Here is a 17,329-nt window from a genome sequence, read left to right as displayed (position 1 = left end):
CGCCACGCAAGCCGTCTGAAGCAACCACCTCGGAACCACCACTGATCAACAGACAGGGCGAAGAACAGTGAGCATCAACCCCACCGCTGAGGAGTCAGCAACCGGCACCTACAGTTTCGCGGATATCGAAGCGAAGTGGCAGCCCGTGTGGGACAAGCTCGACACGTTTGCGCCGCTTGACGATGGCACGCGTGAACGGCGCTACGTGCTGGACATGTTCCCTTACCCTTCCGGTGACCTCCATATGGGCCACGCCGAAGCGTTCGCGATGGGCGACGTCGTTGCCCGCTACTGGCGCCAGCTGGGCCACGACGTACTGCATCCGATCGGGTGGGACTCATTCGGCCTGCCCGCTGAGAACGCGGCGATCAAGCACAATGCCCATCCCAGCGAGTGGACCTACGCGAATATCGACACCCAGGCCGCTTCCTTCAAGCGCTATGCCATCAGTGCGGACTGGTCACGCCGCGTGCACACTTCCGATCCCGAGTATTACCGCTGGACCCAGTGGCTGTTCCTGCGGTTCTTCGAGAAAGGCCTCGCCTACCGGAAGGACCATCCGGTCAACTGGTGCCCGAAAGACCAGACTGTCCTCGCCAACGAGCAGGTGGTAAACGGGGCCTGCGAGCGCTGTGGCAGCCCCGTGACCAAGAAGAGCCTGAACCAGTGGTACTTCCGGATCACGGAGTACGCTGATCGGCTGCTTGAGGACATGGAGCCCCTCACCGGGCACTGGCCTGAGCGGGTTCTCGCGATGCAGCGGAACTGGATCGGACGTTCAGAGGGAGCACACGTCACCTTCACCATCGAAGCGGAGGCGGGTCTCCCGTCGTCGGACGTCACGGTGTTCACCACCCGTCCCGACACCCTGCACGGAGCAACGTTCTTCGTTGTTGCGGCGGATGCGCAGCTTGCCCTCGACCTGGTCACGCCTGCCCATGCCGAGGCGCTGGCCGCGTACCGCGAACAGGTGAACGCCCTCAGTGACATCGAGCGGCAGTCAACCGAGCGGGAGAAGACCGGCGTGTTCACCGGGCGCTACGCGGTGAACCCACTCAACGGGGAGAAGCTTCCCGTATGGGCAGCCGACTACGTACTTGCTGACTACGGCACCGGGGCAATCATGGCCGTCCCTGCCCACGATCAGCGCGATCTCGATTTCGCGCGCACTTTCGACCTGCCTGTCCGGATGGTCGTCGACACAGGCGAAGAGGATCCAGCAGCGACCGGAAAGGCAACGGTCGGCGAAGGGACCCTCGTCAACTCGGGTGAGCTTGACGGGCTGCCCAAGGGCGAGGCAATCCAGCGGGCCATTGAACTGGTGAGCGCGCAGGGTACGGGTGAGCGGACCGTGAACTACCGCCTGCGCGACTGGCTTCTCTCCCGCCAGCGTTTCTGGGGCACGCCGATCCCGATCATCCACTGTCCCGAGTGCGGCGAAGTGCCGGTACCGGATGACCAACTGCCGGTTGAGCTGCCGAGGGACCTCCGCGGAGAGGACCTTGCGCCCAAGGGAACCTCGCCACTGGCTGCGGTCGCAGACTGGGTCAACGTCCAGTGCCCGGGCTGCGCAGGGCCGGCGAAGCGGGACACCGACACCATGGACACCTTCGTGGATTCGTCCTGGTACTACCTGCGTTTCGTGAGCCCGCAGCTTACCGACGCCCCGTTCGATCCGGAGAAGGTCAACGAGTGGCTGCCGGTCGGCCAGTATGTCGGGGGAGTGGAGCACGCCATTCTTCATCTGCTGTACAGCCGGTTCTTCACCAAGGTCCTGTTTGACCTGGGACTGGTGAACTTCACGGAGCCCTTTTCGGCGCTGCTGAACCAGGGGCAGGTGCTCAACGGTGGCAAGGCAATGAGCAAGTCCCTGGGCAACGGCGTCAATCTGGGCGAGCAACTCGACCGCTTCGGCGTCGACGCGATCCGGTTGACCATGGTGTTCGCTTCGCCCCCGGAGGACGACGTCGACTGGGCGGATGTGTCGCCGTCGGGCTCGTCGAAGTTCCTGGCGAGGGCCTGGCGCCTTGGTGCCGACGTCACCTCGGAAGCGGGAGTGGATTTCGGGTCTGGGGATCGCGGCCTGCGCTCAGTAACGCACCGCACCATAGCTGACGCCGCCGAACTGTTGGAGAACAACAAGTTCAATGTTGTGGTGGCCAAGGTCATGGAACTGGTCAATGCCACCCGCAAGGCGATCGATTCCGGCGTCGGCGGCGCAGATCCTGCGGTTCGCGAGGCCGTCGAAGCCACAGCCATCATCCTGAGCCTGTTTGCACCGTACACCGCCGAGGATTTGTGGGAGCGGCTGGGGCACCCTGCATCCGTTGCTGCAGCCGGATGGCCGGCGGTTGATCAGTCCCTGCTGGTCCAGGACACGGTGACGGCAATCGTCCAGGTCCAGGGGAAGGTCCGGGACCGCCTTGAGGTCCCGGCGGATGTCAGCGAGGATAGCCTCCGCGAGCTCGCCCTGGCTTCTGAGCAGGTACAGCGCACCCTTGCTGGACGCGGAATTCGCACAGTAATTGTGCGGGCGCCAAAACTGGTGAACATCGTCCCGGCCTGATTGTCGACGCGAAGGTCGCTGACCGATGAAGTGGTTTGAACGCCGTCCGGGTTCCCTGCAGGGTGCAGGGGATCCGGAGGCGTCACCGCTGACGACGACGGCGGTCGTCACCGACTCTGCCGCGGCGCTGCCCACGGAGTGGGTCACGGGCGTCGGACCCGCCGTCGGCGTGACGGTAGTTCCCATGCCGGTCATCATCGCAGGGAGGCACTACGGCGAGGGAAGCGACAACCTCGTGGAGCCTCTGTCCGTCGCCCTGGCTGAAGGCAGGGATGTCCGCACCTCCCGTCCCGCACCCGGGCAGTTCCAGAATGTCTACCGACGCCTCGAGCGGGAGGGCGCCAGGGAGATCATCTCCATCCACCTTTCGGGGAAGCTCTCGGGGACCGTGGAGGCCGCACGCTGGGCTGCCCGTACGGTTTCGATCCCGGTGCACGTGGTGGATAGCGGAACCGTGGGTATGGCGCAAGGGGCAGGCGTGGCTGCTGCCGTGCTGGCTGTGCGGTCCGGGGCTGACCCAACGGAAGCCGCTGAGGCGGCGCGTGACGCGTGCAGCCGAACCGCATTGCTTTTCTATGTCCCCAGCCTGGACCAGCTACGTCGGGGAGGGAGGATCAGCCCTGCGGCGGGAATCGTCGGGTCCCTGCTGGCGGTAAAGCCACTGTTGACCATCAGGGACGGGTCAATCGAGCTGCTTGAGAAGGTTCGCACCGCAACCCGAGCAAAGCAAAGACTCGATGAGTTGGTGGCGGAGAATCTCCGGAACCGGTCGGCTGGCAGCATTGCGGCGTTCCACTATTTCGGCAATCGCGCCCAGGCTGAAGAGGCCGCCGCGCGCATCGGTCACCCCGCGGGCTCGTTGCTCACCCGCATGCCAGCGGTGCTCGCCGCCCACACCGGGCTCGGAGTACTTGCCGTGGCGCTGATCGACCCGCTCGGGGAGTGGCCGCACTAGGTAACCACCCCTGCACAGTGGACCCGATGCGCGCGACTTATCCACATAGCCCTTACCCGGCTCCAGCCGCGCTGCTGTGCGCTCCTACGCTGAACGCATGGCAAGGCACCGCTGGGCTACGGCCTCCCGCAACCGGAGCGTAGACCGGTTGGACCGGATCCTAACCGGCAGCACCGGCGTGCAGTCCAGCGCCCGGGTCAGCGAGGAAGGCGGGTCGGGTCCTGCTATCCATTTTGTCGAGGATGAGTACCCTACCGGGGAATTTGTCACCGGGGAGTCCCCCGAGCATCGTGATGCCTTCGGCTGGCTTCACAAGGGGAACCCTGAGGATGCTGGCGCCCTTGATGACGCGTTGGATGACGCGGGGTTTGGTGCTGCTGCGTCGTTGGGGGCTGATGCTGCGCCGCTACGTACGAGAAGGCGGTGGGTGGCCGCCAGGCGTGGAGCGTTGCTGGTTGCGGGGTGTGCGCTGGTCATCGGGATCTGGGCTGCGGCCGGCGTCGAACGGGGTGACGGGATGGTTGTTCCCGTCGGATCGGGCGCGGACATGGCCGGGCAGGCAAACGGTGCTGATGGGAATGTTCGGGGCGACGGTGGCGGCGGGCCGGAGGCAGCGGCAGAACCGGCTGCTGAGGCGCCAAAGGCCGAAGCGCAGGAAACCGCGTCCGGCGTGGGGAAGGACACCCAGAGTTCCGAAAGCTCTAATCCTCCGGGCGGAGCCAGGCTGATAGTTCATGTCGCCGGCGCGGTGGCATCCCCCGGCGTGATCGAAGCTGAGGCGGGTGCACGGGTGTTTGAGGTGGTCGAACTTGCCGGAGGTGCTCTGCCCGAAGCCCAACTTTCGGCGGTGAACCTCGCGGCAGCGGTTCAGGACGGACAGCAGATAGTGGTTCCGCGCGTTGGCGAGGTGGTTCCGCCCGCCGCCGGTCCCGGCGGAACCGTGCCTCCCGCTGCGTCAGTTCCGGCGCCGCCCTCCGGAGCCGGTTTGGTCAACGTGAACACAGCTGCCGCAATTGAGCTGGAGGAGTTGCCCAGGGTGGGCCCGGTACTGGCTGCGCGGATCGTGCAGTGGCGGAGCGATCATGGAGCTTTCGCGAGCCCTGAGGACCTCGACGCCGTCCCGGGGATCGGCCCGGCGATGCTCGAAGCCCTGCTACCGCTGGTGACCGTCTGATGTCAGGTGGAAGAGCACGCTATGAACGCTTTGTGCGGTCAGCGGCACATTCCGCGCCACGCGGCACCCAAAATGCGCGCCAGGACATCGCGCCGGTTGCAAGGCTACTCGGAAGCGTGCGGTCGTTCGGGCTCACGTCCCTGCGCCACAGTAATGAGGGGCGAAGCAAGCGAAGCAAGCGAAGCAAGCGAAGGAACAGCGGAACCGTCGAGACGCAGCGAAGTCCCGCCCGCGATCTGCGACTTCTGGCGCCGGCCTTCGCAGCGTGGGGAACCGCCGCCGTCGTCATCAGGCTCGAGGTATCGGTCGCGCTTGGGCTGGGAATCTGCCTAAGCCTGGTCGCGCTGGTCAGTATGGCCCTCGTGTACATGTGCAGGAAGCCGCAGGTGATCCTGCGCGTGGTGCTTATCTCCGCGAGTGCAGCGGGCATGGTCTGCTTTCCAGCCGCAGCCAAAATCGATCAGCAGCTCCCGCCCCCGGTTGCGGGGGTGGTCGAAGCCGGCAGTCAGGTAACAGCAGTGCTCCGGGTGGAAGGGGAGGCACGGAGAGGGGCCTCTCCAGGGGCCGATGGTTCTCCGCGTTTCATGGTTGAAGCGAAGCTTCTCGAGCTGACGCATGAGGGGCAAAGGATCACGGCGCGCACGCCGGTAACCATCTTCGGAGGATCGGAGTGGAGCGACGTGGCCTTTGGAGAACGCATCCGGACAGCAGGAAAGCTCACTGCGACCGAACCTGGCCAGCGCTCCAAGGCCCTTCTGATTGCTACCACCGATCCACGGCGGTTGGGTAACGACAGCCCAAGCCCAGTGGTCGACGCCGTAAGAAGGAACTTCCTGGCACTCGCAGCCTCGAACGGCGCGCCGGATAGCGGGCTCATGGCGGGCATGGTGGTTGGGGCACGGTCGGCAGTGGACGAAGAGTTGGTCGAGAAGATGCGGGCAACTGGGCTCACCCACCTGACGGCCGTGTCGGGTGCGAACTGCAGTTATGTGCTCGCGTTTGTGTTCCTGGCCTGCCGGGCGTTCCGGTTGCCCCGGTGGGCAGCGGGTTGTGCGGGCATTGCAGCGCTTGCCGCCTTCGTAGTGCTGGTTCGCCCTGAACCGAGCGTCCTGCGGGCGGCGGTCATGGGGTCGATCGGCGTGCTCGCAGTGTTGACGGGGAGGGGCCGGCTGTCGCTCACCCTGCTCTTTCTGTCCATCACGGCACTGATGACGGCAGACCCCTGGCTCAGCGGTGAGTACGCCTTCATCCTCTCGGTCACCGCTACGTCCGGCCTGGTGCTTGCTGGTCCCATACTCGTCGGTCGCCTGGCAACCTTCCTACCTGAGTGGCTGGCACAGCTCATTTCAGTGCCGCTCGCCGCGCAGTTGTTCTGTGCGCCCGTTTTGGTTCTGATCCAGCCCGATATGCCGGTCTACTCGCTGCCTGCCAACATACTGGCAGCGCCTCTCGTGCCCTTCATCACGATCGCTGGGATGCTCGCCGTGGTCCTCGTTTCTGCGCTGCCGGTGGCCGCCCTTCCGCTCGCCTTCGCCGCAGGGTGGGGTGCGGCAGGAGTTGCCGCTGTGGCCAACTTCTTCGCTGCAGCGCCGTTCGCTGCCCTTCCCTGGCCGCCAGGCCCAATGGGCTTGATTCTGGCCGCTCTCCTCAGCCTTTCAGTGCTGGCCGCTGTTTTCTGGTGGCCACAGCTGTGGACCACGGCACGGAACCTTGCAGCCTCTGTGAAGGCTGGCTTGCGTTCCGCACCCCTGGACGGTTCGCTGACCTGGATTGCAGGAGGATGCGCGCTGGGATGCATAGCTATCTGGGCGTGGAGCGGTGCTCTAGGACCCAAGCCATCCGACTGGGCGGTTGCGGGGTGCGACGTCGGCCAGGGTGACGGCTTTGTTGTGCGAACCGGGCGGACAAGTGCCATGGTCTTCGACGCGGGGCCGGATGCTGCACTGATTGCCCGCTGCCTGGACCGATTGGGGGTGAGGACGGTGGATGTTCTCGTCATCACGCACCTGCACACGGACCACTTCGGGGGAATTGACGGCGTCTTCGAAGGGAGGAGCGTCCTGCGTCTGCTGTACTCCACGTCGGAGGCACAGTTGCCTGGTGAATTGGTAGAAGCTGCGCGCGCTGCGCAGGTCGTTCCCGAACCGATCGAGGCTGAGGATGCCGGTGAGCACGGGGGTGTCTCCTGGTCGGCCCTCTGGCCACGTGTTGGGGACGTGCCAACATCCGAAAACAACGCCTCAGCTGTTCTACTGGTGACCATTATCCGCACGGGCGCGGACCCCCTTGATGTGCTTTTCACTGGCGATATCGAACAGGAGGCCGCTGCGCGCATGCTGGCTGCAAACCCGCAGCTTGCCGGACGCGGCATCGAAGTTCTCAAGATTGCCCATCACGGCGCACGGAATGGAGGAAGTGCAATCATTGAAGCGCTTGTTCCTCCGGTCGCGCTCATTTCAGCCGGGCGCAGCAACGAGTACGGCCATCCACATGCCAATACCCTCGAAGCACTGGAAGTGGTCGGGGCCCACACCGTACGCACGGATCAACTGGGCTCCTTCGTCCTCATACCCGTCGGCCCTGACCTCCGCGTACGCTCCCTCGGTTGAGGTTGGACAGCGCCGGGCGGCATGGCAAAGTTGACCACGCACCCACATCGATCCAGGAGCGCCACGTGAACCCCAGCCCCGCAGCAACGGCCGCTTCGAACTGGCGTGAGGTCGGTCCAGCGCCCGTCATTCTGCTGCTCGGACCGGAGGATTATCTAGCCTCCCGAAGCCTGGATTCGATTCGACGGAAGATGCGCGAAAGCGAGCCGGAGGTGGATGTCCTCCGGCTCGACGCTGCGCAGTATGAGGCGGGTGCGCTCATTGTCCTCGGGAGCCCGTCCCTGTTCGGCGGGACAAAGATCGTGGAGGCGACGGGGCTGGCACAGATGACCGATGCCTTCCTACAGGACGCACTCGCCTACCTTGCTGATCCGGCGCCGGACGTGGTGCTAGTCATGCATCACGGCGGTGGTACGCGCGGGAAGAAGCTACTCGATGCGCTGAAATCGGGAAACTCCGTCGTCGTCGATTGCCTGCCACTCAAGAAGGACTCCGACAAGATCGATTTCGTTTCCGCAGAGTTCCGCGGCGCGCGGCGCCGTACCGAGCCGGACGCTGTGCGGGCACTCGTGGCGGCTGTCGGTTCAAGCCTGTCCGAGCTGGCCGCCGCGTGCAATCAACTGGTAGCGGACACCGAAGGCGTCATCTCGGTGGAAGTGATCGAAAAGTACTACGGCGGACGTGTGGAAGCTACCGGATTCAAGGTTGCAGACGCTGCCCTCGCTGGGCGCGGCGGCCAGGCACTGGCCATGCTTCGCCATGCCCTTTCTACGGGCGCGGACCCTGTGCCCCTGGTGGCGGCTCTTGCAATGAAGCTCCGGGCGGTGGCAAAGGTGTACGGGGTACGGGGCAGTTCGGCGCAGCTCGCAAAGGAACTCGGCATGGCGCCCTGGCAGGTGGACCAGGCCCGGCGAGAAGCCCAGCGATGGACGCCCGCGGGGCTTAACCACTGCATCCAGGTCCTTGCCGAGGCGGACGCGCAGGTCAAGGGCGAAGCGAGGGACCCTGTGTATGCGGTGGAACGGGCTGTCACCGCGATTTCCCTGGGAGGAACCACCCGCTGACCGGGCGTAAAAAGCCACTCAAACAGCCCAAATTGGTACCTTAAACGCCGAATGGCCAGCCCTGGGGCCGGCCATTCGGAGGAACACTCGCTCAGGCTCTTAGCCGAGCGCGTTTACCCGCTTCGCGATACCTGACTTGCGGTTAGCTGCGTTGTTCTTATGCAGAACACCCTTGCTAACGGCCTTGTCCAGCTTGCGGCTGGCCAAGGCAAGCGCAGTTGCAGCGGCTTCCTTGTCGGTGGACTCCACTGCGGTGTTGACCGCGCGAATGGCGGTCCTCAGCTCGGACCTGACCGAGTTGTTGCGTTGGCGAGCCTTCTCGTTGGTGAGAATGCGCTTTTTCTGGGACTTGATATTTGCCACTTATAAGACTCTCTTTGTATTGCGGACTGGTCGTGAGGGTTTCGGAGTGGCCATTGACTGAGCGGCGTGGGGATACCGGGCGGCCGAGCCGAAGTGCCCGTCGACCTGCGCGGACACACAGCTATATAGGTTACCAGAAACCGGCAGGGTTCTCAGGCTAGACCGGCGACGGCGGTTCGCGGGGGACGTCGCAGCCTTACCTGCCGGGGCGGTCCTGGAATGCAGCGACCACCTGGTCGAACCGTGGACGGTCGAGAACCGCCCCGATCCGCCGCACCTCGCGTGGATTCAACCGGATGACCCGCTCAAGGAATATTTCACTCGGTCTTCCCTGCCGGTCCCAGGCACCGGAGCCGATGTCCACGTACCCTGAATCGTTGTTGTGCCCATTGTTCCGGTCCCGGGAAGTCAGCATGAGCCCCAGCAGGGTCTTCCCTTCGGTGCCGATGATCAGCACCGGCCGGTCCTTACCCTGGGAAGCATCCTCCTCATAGGGAACCCATGCCCAGATGATTTCGCCTGGGTCGGCAGTATCACCGGGCGCTGGGGCGTAACCGATCCTGCGCCGCGTTGAACTGCCCGAAGAACCGGCCGGCCCGGGGTCACGGTTGGCGGAACGTGGGCGCCCGGAAGATGGAGGCCTTCCGGCGGTCTGCCTACTAGCGGCCTGCCTACTAAAGGTCCTGATGGCTAATGCGGCGAGACGGGCGAAGGTGCGTACGGGCGATGCCATGTCGACAGCGTACCCATGTCGGCCGTGGGACAATAGACTCTGCACCCACGCTGCGGAGCACCGGCATAGGACCCAATCCTGCCAGGGTGCCGAAGCACACCGGTGGTGCGGCAACGTTCTTCGTTTTCAGTAGCGACCCCTAAAGGTAAGAGGTACGTCAGTGTCACCCATGGCCCGCACCGCCCCGGTGCCCGCTGCCACGGACCCAGCGATCATCAGGAACTTCTGCATCATCGCGCACATCGACCACGGTAAGTCCACGCTGGCTGACCGGATGCTGCAGCTCACCGGCGTCGTCGAGCAGCGGGACATGAAGGCCCAGTACCTGGACCGGATGGACATCGAGCGTGAGCGCGGAATCACCATCAAGTCGCAGGCGGTGAGACTGCCCTGGGAACTCGATGGCGTCAGCTTCGCCCTGAACATGATCGACACTCCGGGCCACGTGGATTTCACCTACGAAGTATCGCGGTCGCTCGCGGCGTGCGAGGGTGCAATCCTCCTGGTGGATGCGGCGCAGGGTATCGAGGCGCAGACCCTCGCAAACCTGTACCTCGCCATGGAAAATGACCTGACGATCATTCCCGTCCTGAACAAGATTGATCTTCCGGCGGCCCAGCCGGAGAAATACGCGGCAGAGCTGGCCAACCTCATCGGCGGTAGCCCCGAGGACGTGATGCTCGTGTCAGGAAAGACCGGCGCGGGCGTGGAAGCACTTTTGGACAAAATTGTGCGCGACCTTCCGGCTCCTGTAGGAGACGCGAACGCACCGGCGCGGGCAATGATCTTTGATTCCGTTTACGACACATATCGCGGGGTCGTGACCTATGTCCGCGTTGTCGATGGGCACCTGAGTCCCCGCGAACGTATTCAGATGATGTCCACCCGCGCCAGCCATGAGTTGCTTGAAATCGGCGTCAGCTCACCCGAGCCAACCCCGTCCAAGGGCCTGGGTGTCGGCGAGGTCGGTTACCTCATCACCGGCGTCAAGGACGTCCGCCAGTCCAAGGTCGGCGACACCGTCACCAACCTGGCCAAGCCCGCAACGGCGTCGTTGGCGGGTTATGCCGATGCAAAGCCGATGGTCTTCTCCGGCCTATACCCGCTGGAGGGCGCAGACTACCCGGTGCTCAGGGATGCGCTGGAGAAGCTGATGCTCAACGACGCCGCCCTGGTGTACGAGCCCGAAACATCAGCGGCGCTGGGCTTCGGCTTCCGGGTGGGCTTCCTGGGCCTGTTGCACCTCGAGATCACGCGCGAGCGCCTTGAACGGGAGTACAACCTGAGCCTCATCTCGACCGCTCCGAACGTCGAGTACCAGGTAACGCTCGAGGACAAGAACGTCATTCATGTCACCAACCCAAGCGAGTACCCCATCGGCAAGATCGGTGAGGTCCGCGAACCGATGGTTGCCGCCACTATTCTCGCGCCGAACGAGTTTGTCGGCACCATCATGGAGCTGTGCCAGAGCCGGCGCGGAGCGATGGGAGGCATGGACTACCTCTCGGAGGACCGGGTGGAGATCCGTTACAGGCTTCCGCTGGCCGAGATCGTCTTCGACTTCTTCGACATGCTCAAGTCCAGGACCCGCGGATACGCTTCGCTGGACTGGAAGGCCGACGGCGACCAGGTCGCAGATCTGGTCAAGGTCGACATTATGCTCCAGGGCGAGCAGGTGGACGCATTCTCCGCCATCACCCACCGCGACAAGGCTTACGCCTATGGCGTGATGATGACCGGGAAGCTGCGCGAGTTGATTCCGCGGCAGCAGTTCGAAGTTCCCATCCAGGCCGCGATCGGCTCACGGATCATTGCCCGCGAGAGTATCAGGGCCATCCGGAAGGACGTCCTCGCCAAGTGCTACGGCGGTGACATCACCCGTAAGCGCAAACTCCTTGAGAAGCAGAAGGAGGGCAAGAAGCGCATGAAGATGGTAGGGCGCGTGGAAGTGCCACAGGAAGCCTTCATCGCTGCGCTCTCCTCGGACGAGTCGAAGGACAAAGCCAAGAAGTGACGACGGCGCCAATCAGGAGGCGCGGAATTGCCTAGCGTGTTGCCGCTCGGCGATCCCGCACCGTCCGGCGGACTATTGCCCGCCTCTGCGGCCGCGGGTTCGACCGACCGCCAGTTCGGTCTCTACGTGCACATCCCGTTTTGCGCGGTCCGTTGCGGTTACTGCGATTTCAACACCTACACCGCTGCCGAGCTCGGCGGGGGCGCATCCCAGGCCAATTTTGCTGACACCGTCCTGGGCGAGTTGCAGTTCGCCGGTTCGGTACTGCGCGAGTCCGGAGTTGAAGACCGGACGCTGAGCACGGTGTTCTTTGGGGGAGGAACACCCACCCTGCTCCCGGCGGAGGACCTGGCAAAAGTGCTGGCAACGGCCACAAACCTGTGGGGGCTGGCACCGGGCGCGGAAGTGACTACCGAAGCCAACCCCGATTCCGTCACCAGAGACAGCCTGCACCTTCTGGCTGAGGCGGGGTTCACCCGCGTCTCCTTCGGCATGCAGTCAGCTGTGCCGCACGTCCTGTCCGTCCTTGACCGGACGCACTCTCCGGAACGGGTTCCACTGGCCGTGCAGTGGGCGCGGGAAGCAGGCCTCAAAGTCAGCCTCGACCTCATTTACGGCACGCCGGGGGAGCGGTTACAGGACTGGTCCGCGTCCCTCGACGCGGCCCTCGCGCTCGAACCAGACCACATTTCCGCCTACGCACTGATCATCGAGGACGGTACCCGCCTGGCAGCCCGCATACGCCGGGGCGAGGTGCCGGTGATCGACGAGGACGACCACGCGGACAAATACGAACTTGCCGACTCCCGCCTACGCCAGGCTGGCCTCGGCTGGTACGAGGTCAGCAATTGGGCGCGCACATTGGCAGATCAGTGCCGCCACAACCTCGCGTACTGGAAGGGCCATGACTGGTGGGGCGCTGGTCCTGGCGCACATTCCCACGTGGGAGGAGTGCGGTGGTGGAACGTCAAGCACCCCTCCGCCTACGCGCAGCGCATCGACGCGGGCGTCTCACCTGCCGCGGGGAGGGAAACGCTCGACGACGACGCTCGCTACACCGAGGACGTCCTCCTTCGCGTTCGACTGGCGGAGGGCTTTCCGGTGACAGCCTTGCGCCCTGAGGGTCGCCTCGCAGTAGCTGGACTGATCGCGGATGAGCTCATTGACCCTGGCGCGGCCTTCCGGGGATCCGTCTGCCTCAACGAACGCGGCAGGCTCCTGGCCGACGCCGTGGTGCGGCGGCTCCTGCCGGACTGAGCCCTCCGCGCAGGTTACCTTACTGAAAATTGCTGGGGATCTTAGTGAAAGATCCGCAGGTTGAACGGATACCGGTACGGCCGTCCCCGGTTCACCTGGATACCTGCCGCTACAGAGAATGCGGCGAGGGTGACCCAGATCAGTGCATTGATTACCGCGAACAGGCCGCCAATTCCGGGCAGCAGTGACAGGAGTAGTGCGATTCCCGCCAGGATGCTTGGGGGGAACGTGAAATTGAAAGCTTCCTTCGATTCCTGCGCCGTGAAAGGTCCCCGGTCGCGATAAATGAGGAAGATGATCAACGAAGGGATGAACCCGAGAATGCCGAGAAAGTGCGCGAGTGTGGCCCACTGGCGGTCCTCGGATGGACTCAGCGGCTGGGCATCCGGACTGGTGCCTTGAAACGCCGGGGCACTGTCCTGGCGGGCAGGACGTGACCGGGGATCACGGTGCTGGTCTGCGTTGTTGGACAACGAATTTTCCTTCGCGGGTTTGAAGATGACCCGCGGACATTCGCCGCGGAGCTTACTTCCTAAGGGTACTGGGTACTTGAGGGCCGCGCTGTTAGGGCGGCAGTGCAATGACTTTTCGGGAGCTGGTCAGACGTCGCTGCCTGGAACCGTAAGGAAGTCAATGACCTCTTCAACCCTCCCAAGAAGGGAGGGTTCCAGGTCCGCATAGGAGGAAACACCCGCAAGAATCCGCTTCCAGCCGTTCGCGATGTCTGCCTGCGTCCGGGCAGGCCAACCCAAGCGGGTGAGGATCCCTGTTTTCCAGTCCTCGTTCCGCGGAATGATCGGCCAGGACCCCATTCCAAGGGCACGGGGTTTGACCGCCTGCCACACGTCCACATACGGGTGTCCGACGATCAACACGTTCCCTGCGGCACCTGGAACGCGCATCGCTTCGGCCGCAATGCGCGCCTCCTTGGTACCCGGAAGCAGGTGGTCCACCAGAATCCCGAGGCGGCGGCCGGCTCCTGGTCCGAAAGCCCGGACGGCTCCAGCCAGATCATCCACCCCGTGGAGAGGTTCGACAACTATTCCTTCGACCCGCAGGTCATCGCCCCAAACCTTCTCGACGAGTTCAGCGTCGTGCCGTCCTTCCACCCATACTCGGCTGGCGCGCGCAATGCGTGCGCGCTGCTCGGGCACCCTGACGGACCCGGAGGCTGTCCGGGTGGGGGCCAAGGTGCCGGAACCTGTCGCAGCGACTACCTCCACGGGGCCGCCATCGATATGGAAGCCGAACCCCAGCGCAAACGTCCGGCGCTTTCCGCGCCTGTCCTCGAGCACCATGACGTGGAGCCCCCCGGACTTCTCGGTGCTGAGGACCTCGCCAACAAAACCGCTCTGGACGTCTTCAAGTACGACGCCGGGGCGAGCTTCGACCTTCGGCAGTTCCGAGCGCTTGGGTGCTGAGAGGTCTTCGTATCCCCATCCTGGGTAGGACATGTGAGCTCGCTCGCTTTCGCTGTTGGCCGTGCCCCGGGCGGGCGGCACCAATGCTAACAATGCGCACAGGCGTATTAGACTTGGCACTTGGGTGTGTTGAGTGCTAACTCGTTCAAGAGTTGGCTGCAATTCCGAAGCGGAGGTGAAAATGAGCGAGCCGAGAAGACTGGAAGTCCTGCGGGCAATCGTTGAGGACTACGTTCATTCGCGCGAGCCGGTGGGATCCAAGGCACTGGTCGAACGGCACAGGCTCGGTGTTTCTTCAGCGACCATCCGAAATGACATGGCGTTGTTGGAGGAGGAGGGTCTCATCACCGCCCCACACACCAGTTCAGGCCGCATTCCAACAGATAAGGGCTACCGGCTCTTCGTTGACCGCATAGCGGAGGTCAAGCCGCTCTCCTCTGCGGAGAAGCGGGCCATCCAATCCCTCCTGGAAAGCGCTGATGACCTCGATGACGTCCTGGACCGCACGGTCCGCCTGCTTGCCCAGTTGACCAACCAGGTGGCAGTCGTGCAGTACCCCCACCTCGGCGCGGCAGCGGTCCGGCACATCGAGTTTGTCCTGCTGGCTCCGGGACGGGCGTTGGTGGTTCTCATCTCAACCAACGGTGTTGTCCAGCAGCGTGTTGTGTCCGTGCCCAACACAGCGACGGAGGACAATGTCTCGGACATCAGGCAGCGGTTCCTTGAGAAAGTATCGGGGGTTCGGCTCGCAGCGGTACCCCAAAGTTTGGCCGCGTGTCTGGGAGAGCTCTCCCCTCAATTGCAGGAGGTCGCCCGCGCCCTTGCGGTGAGCCTGGAGCAGCTTGCCGGTTCCAACCGCGAGGACAGGATCGTCCTCGCAGGTACAGCAAACCTCGCGCGGTCCACTCTCGATTTCCCGCTCACTATCGGGCCGGTACTGGAGGCACTGGAGGAGCAGGTAGTCATGCTGCGGCTGCTCTCCGAGATGAAGCAGGATCCGCTGGGAGTCTCGGTGCGCATCGGTCGGGAAAATCCGCACGGCGGCCTCGCGGAAGCCTCCGTCATTGCAACGGGTTACGGACCCGATTCGTTGGCGAAAGTGGGCGTACTGGGTCCAACCCGGATGGATTACCCAACCACTATGGCTGCCGTGAGAGCGGTCGCCAGGTATCTTTCCCGCATTCTCGACGAGTCGTGACCCCAACAGCCCCAAGAACCACAACCGCCGCACACGCGGTGCAATTTACAGGAAGTGATGTGCAGGAGTGAGTAATCACTACGAAGTCCTTGGCGTCGCCCGCGATGCCAGCGGCGAAGAAATCAAGAAGGCCTACCGGAAGCTGGCTCGCAAGCTTCATCCCGATGTGAACACGGGCCCTGATGCCGCAGATGAGTTCAAGCTGGTGACCCGCGCGTACGAGGTCCTGTCGGACCCGCAGAAACGCCGCGTCTATGACACCACGGGCAACGAGAACGGAACCGACAACGGTTTCGGAGGCGGCTACGCAGGTCCTGGGTTCGCTTTCCAGGACATCTTCGAGACCTTCTTCGGCGGAGGCGGGCCAAGCGGGCCTCCTTCGCGCACCCAGCGTGGCCAGGACGCGTTGATCAACGTACGCATCGATCTCAAGGACGCTGTCTTCGGGACCAACAAGAAGATCGACGTCGACACAGCCGCCGTCTGTCCCACCTGTGACGGTACCTGCACCCAACCCGGCACGTCCCCGAAGACCTGTGATATCTGCGGCGGCGCCGGTCAGGTGCAGAGGGCTGTAAGGTCCATCCTTGGACAGGTAATGACCAGCGCCACCTGCGGAACCTGCCAGGGGTTCGGCACCGTCATTCCGCACCCTTGCTCCGAATGCATGGGGGACGGGCGGGTCCGCTCCCGCCGCACGCTGACTATCAAGGTCCCCGCCGGCGTCGCAACCGGTACCAGAATCCAGCTCGCGGGGCAGGGGGAAGCGGGAACTGCAGGAGGCCCGCAGGGTGACCTTTACGTGGAGATTCGGGTGAACAGCGATGCCAACTTCCTGCGCGAAGGTGATGACCTGCACGCTACGCTGACCATCCCGATGACTGCGGCAGCCCTCGGCACCACGGTGACCATGGCAAGCTTCGATGGAGATCAGGAGATCACGGTCAAGGCGGGCACGCAGTCCGGTGAGATCGTTGCCCTGCGGGGTCAGGGAGTTACGCACCTTCGCGGGTACGGCCGCGGTGACCTGCTGGTGCACCTGAGTGTTGAAACTCCGCGGAACACCGACTCCGCCCAGGAGGAACTGCTGCGCCAGCTTGCGGAACTACGTGGGGAGCAGTTCGCTGAAGGCCAGCTCGCGAGCAACGGGTCAGGTGTCTTCGCGCGGCTGCGTGAACGCCTGGGCAATCTGTAGCGGACCAGGCCGGAATGACCAACCAATCCTTCCTGGGGGAGGCAGCGGCGGTGCAGGGCGCCGTCGTCGGGGGAATCTTCACCCTCGCGGGTGGGGAAGCACACCACGCAGCCACGGTGAAGCGGGTCCGCGTGGGCGAAATGATCGACGTGGTCGACGGCGGCGGGCACCGGTTGAGTGGGCAGGTCGCTTCTGCGACGCCCGACGCGGTCGTGCTCACCGTTGTCTCGGCCTCCTTCGACCCGCCGCCGTCGAGCCCGTTCATTCTTGTCCAGGCCCTGGCAAAGGGTGACCGCGCGGAACTGGCGGTGGAGGCGGCCACCGAACTCGGTGTGGATGCGGTGCTGCCGTGGCAGGCGGATCGGTGCATCGTGCGCTGGCGGGGAGACAAGCTGGTCAAGGGCCGCAAGAAATGGGAGTCACTGGTGCAGGCGGCGTCCAAGCAGTCGCGCCGGACCCGCATTCCCGAGGTCCTGGAAGCCATGGACAGCCGGGGCCTTGCCACCTGGCTCGGCGGCGTCGACCGCCCGATCGTCCTCCACGAAGACGCCGGAGAGTCCCTCGCGGATTATTGGGAGCGAACCGCCGGGCACACCACCGGGCCACTCGCCGTCGTCGTTGGTCCTGAGGGTGGCATAAGTCCACAGGAGATGGACCTGTTTGCCGGAAGCGGCGCCGTGCCCGTGAGCCTCGGCGGCAATGTGTTGCGGGCCTCTACCGCCGGCCCCGCTGCCGTCGCTGTCCTGAACCTGCTGGCCCACAGGTGGTAGCAGCGGCCGT

At 64.2% G+C, this 17,329-nt stretch carries 14 protein-coding genes; 10 read left to right on the top strand and 4 right to left on the bottom strand.

Annotation, left to right across the window (positions count from 1 at the left end):
• Nucleotides 1–67 precede the first annotated feature (67 nt).
• The 5 genes from leuS (at nt 68) to holA (ending at nt 8,368) form a co-directional block, all read left to right on the top strand.
• Nucleotides 68–2,566: a leucine--tRNA ligase gene (leuS, locus tag ACWA1U_RS12765; RefSeq protein WP_463722550.1), complete on the top strand. Its 2,499-nt coding sequence runs from the start codon at nt 68–70 to the stop codon at nt 2,564–2,566.
• Between the two features lie 25 nt (nt 2,567–2,591).
• The gene (locus ACWA1U_RS12760; RefSeq protein WP_463722549.1) at nt 2,592–3,521 is read left to right on the top strand and encodes a DegV family protein; all 930 of its coding nucleotides are present in this window, start codon (nt 2,592–2,594) and stop codon (nt 3,519–3,521) included.
• A gap of 97 nt (nt 3,522–3,618) precedes the next feature.
• Nucleotides 3,619–4,695, top strand: coding sequence for a ComEA family DNA-binding protein (locus tag ACWA1U_RS12755; protein ID WP_463722548.1), 1,077 nt, complete (start codon nt 3,619–3,621; stop codon nt 4,693–4,695).
• Nucleotides 4,696–4,811: 116 nt separating this feature from the next.
• Nucleotides 4,812–7,304 (top strand): DNA internalization-related competence protein ComEC/Rec2, encoded by a 2,493-nt coding sequence (locus ACWA1U_RS12750; RefSeq protein WP_463722547.1) that lies wholly within the window; start codon nt 4,812–4,814, stop codon nt 7,302–7,304.
• 65 nt (nt 7,305–7,369) lie between these two features.
• Nucleotides 7,370–8,368: a DNA polymerase III subunit delta gene (holA, locus tag ACWA1U_RS12745; RefSeq protein ID WP_463722546.1), complete on the top strand. Its 999-nt coding sequence runs from the start codon at nt 7,370–7,372 to the stop codon at nt 8,366–8,368.
• A gap of 99 nt (nt 8,369–8,467) precedes the next feature.
• On the opposite strand, the gene rpsT is transcribed toward holA, so the two are convergent.
• A complete protein-coding gene (rpsT, locus tag ACWA1U_RS12740) occupies nt 8,468–8,731 on the bottom strand; it encodes a 30S ribosomal protein S20 (protein ID WP_463722545.1) in 264 nt (87 codons plus the stop codon).
• Between the two features lie 196 nt (nt 8,732–8,927).
• Entirely contained in the window at nt 8,928–9,464 is a 537-nt protein-coding gene (locus ACWA1U_RS12735; RefSeq protein ID WP_463722544.1) for a type II toxin-antitoxin system PemK/MazF family toxin, read from the bottom strand.
• Nucleotides 9,465–9,624: 160 nt separating this feature from the next.
• Here ACWA1U_RS12735 and lepA point away from each other — a divergent pair, with 160 nt between their 5' ends.
• Nucleotides 9,625–11,478, top strand: a complete 1,854-nt coding sequence (gene lepA / locus ACWA1U_RS12730; protein ID WP_463722543.1) for a translation elongation factor 4 — start codon at nt 9,625–9,627, stop codon at nt 11,476–11,478.
• Between the two features lie 27 nt (nt 11,479–11,505).
• Nucleotides 11,506–12,735, top strand: coding sequence for a radical SAM family heme chaperone HemW (gene hemW / locus ACWA1U_RS12725; RefSeq protein ID WP_463722542.1), 1,230 nt, complete (start codon nt 11,506–11,508; stop codon nt 12,733–12,735).
• A 41-nt stretch (nt 12,736–12,776) separates the two neighbouring features.
• On the opposite strand, the gene ACWA1U_RS12720 is transcribed toward hemW, so the two are convergent.
• Both ACWA1U_RS12720 and ACWA1U_RS12715 read right to left on the bottom strand, forming a co-directional pair.
• Complete coding sequence (locus ACWA1U_RS12720) at nt 12,777–13,208, bottom strand: DUF4870 domain-containing protein (protein ID WP_463722541.1); 432 nt, start codon at nt 13,206–13,208, stop codon at nt 12,777–12,779.
• 126 nt (nt 13,209–13,334) lie between these two features.
• On the bottom strand, nt 13,335–14,189 hold the full coding sequence (locus tag ACWA1U_RS12715; protein ID WP_463722540.1) for a DUF3097 domain-containing protein: 855 nt from the start codon (nt 14,187–14,189) through the stop codon (nt 13,335–13,337).
• Nucleotides 14,190–14,337: 148 nt separating this feature from the next.
• Between ACWA1U_RS12715 and hrcA the strand changes: the two genes are divergently transcribed.
• The 3 genes from hrcA (at nt 14,338) to ACWA1U_RS12700 (ending at nt 17,319) form a co-directional block, all read left to right on the top strand.
• Nucleotides 14,338–15,354 carry a heat-inducible transcriptional repressor HrcA gene (hrcA, locus tag ACWA1U_RS12710; RefSeq protein ID WP_463722539.1) on the top strand — a complete coding sequence of 339 codons (1,017 nt, stop codon included), beginning with the start codon at nt 14,338–14,340 and terminating at the stop codon, nt 15,352–15,354.
• A gap of 67 nt (nt 15,355–15,421) precedes the next feature.
• The gene (gene dnaJ, locus ACWA1U_RS12705) at nt 15,422–16,549 is read left to right on the top strand and encodes a molecular chaperone DnaJ (RefSeq protein ID WP_463722538.1); all 1,128 of its coding nucleotides are present in this window, start codon (nt 15,422–15,424) and stop codon (nt 16,547–16,549) included.
• Nucleotides 16,550–16,563: 14 nt separating this feature from the next.
• Nucleotides 16,564–17,319: a 16S rRNA (uracil(1498)-N(3))-methyltransferase gene (locus ACWA1U_RS12700; protein ID WP_463722537.1), complete on the top strand. Its 756-nt coding sequence runs from the start codon at nt 16,564–16,566 to the stop codon at nt 17,317–17,319.
• Nucleotides 17,320–17,329 lie beyond the last annotated feature (10 nt).

The organism is Arthrobacter sp. TRD_SC_6 (genome assembly GCF_055361185.1).
This window is presented reverse-complemented; position numbering and strand designations above follow the sequence as displayed.

Coding starts and splice junctions, on each gene's coding strand:
- ACWA1U_RS12735 (WP_463722544.1), bottom strand. CDS start 9,464: ATGGCATCGCCCGTACGCACCTTCGCCCGTCTCGCCGCATTAGCCATC.
- ACWA1U_RS12715 (WP_463722540.1), bottom strand. CDS start 14,189: ATGTCCTACCCAGGATGGGGATACGAAGACCTCTCAGCACCCAAGCGC.
- ACWA1U_RS12760 (WP_463722549.1), top strand. CDS start 2,592: ATGAAGTGGTTTGAACGCCGTCCGGGTTCCCTGCAGGGTGCAGGGGAT.
- ACWA1U_RS12700 (WP_463722537.1), top strand. CDS start 16,564: ATGACCAACCAATCCTTCCTGGGGGAGGCAGCGGCGGTGCAGGGCGCC.
- hrcA (WP_463722539.1), top strand. CDS start 14,338: ATGAGCGAGCCGAGAAGACTGGAAGTCCTGCGGGCAATCGTTGAGGAC.
- ACWA1U_RS12755 (WP_463722548.1), top strand. CDS start 3,619: ATGGCAAGGCACCGCTGGGCTACGGCCTCCCGCAACCGGAGCGTAGAC.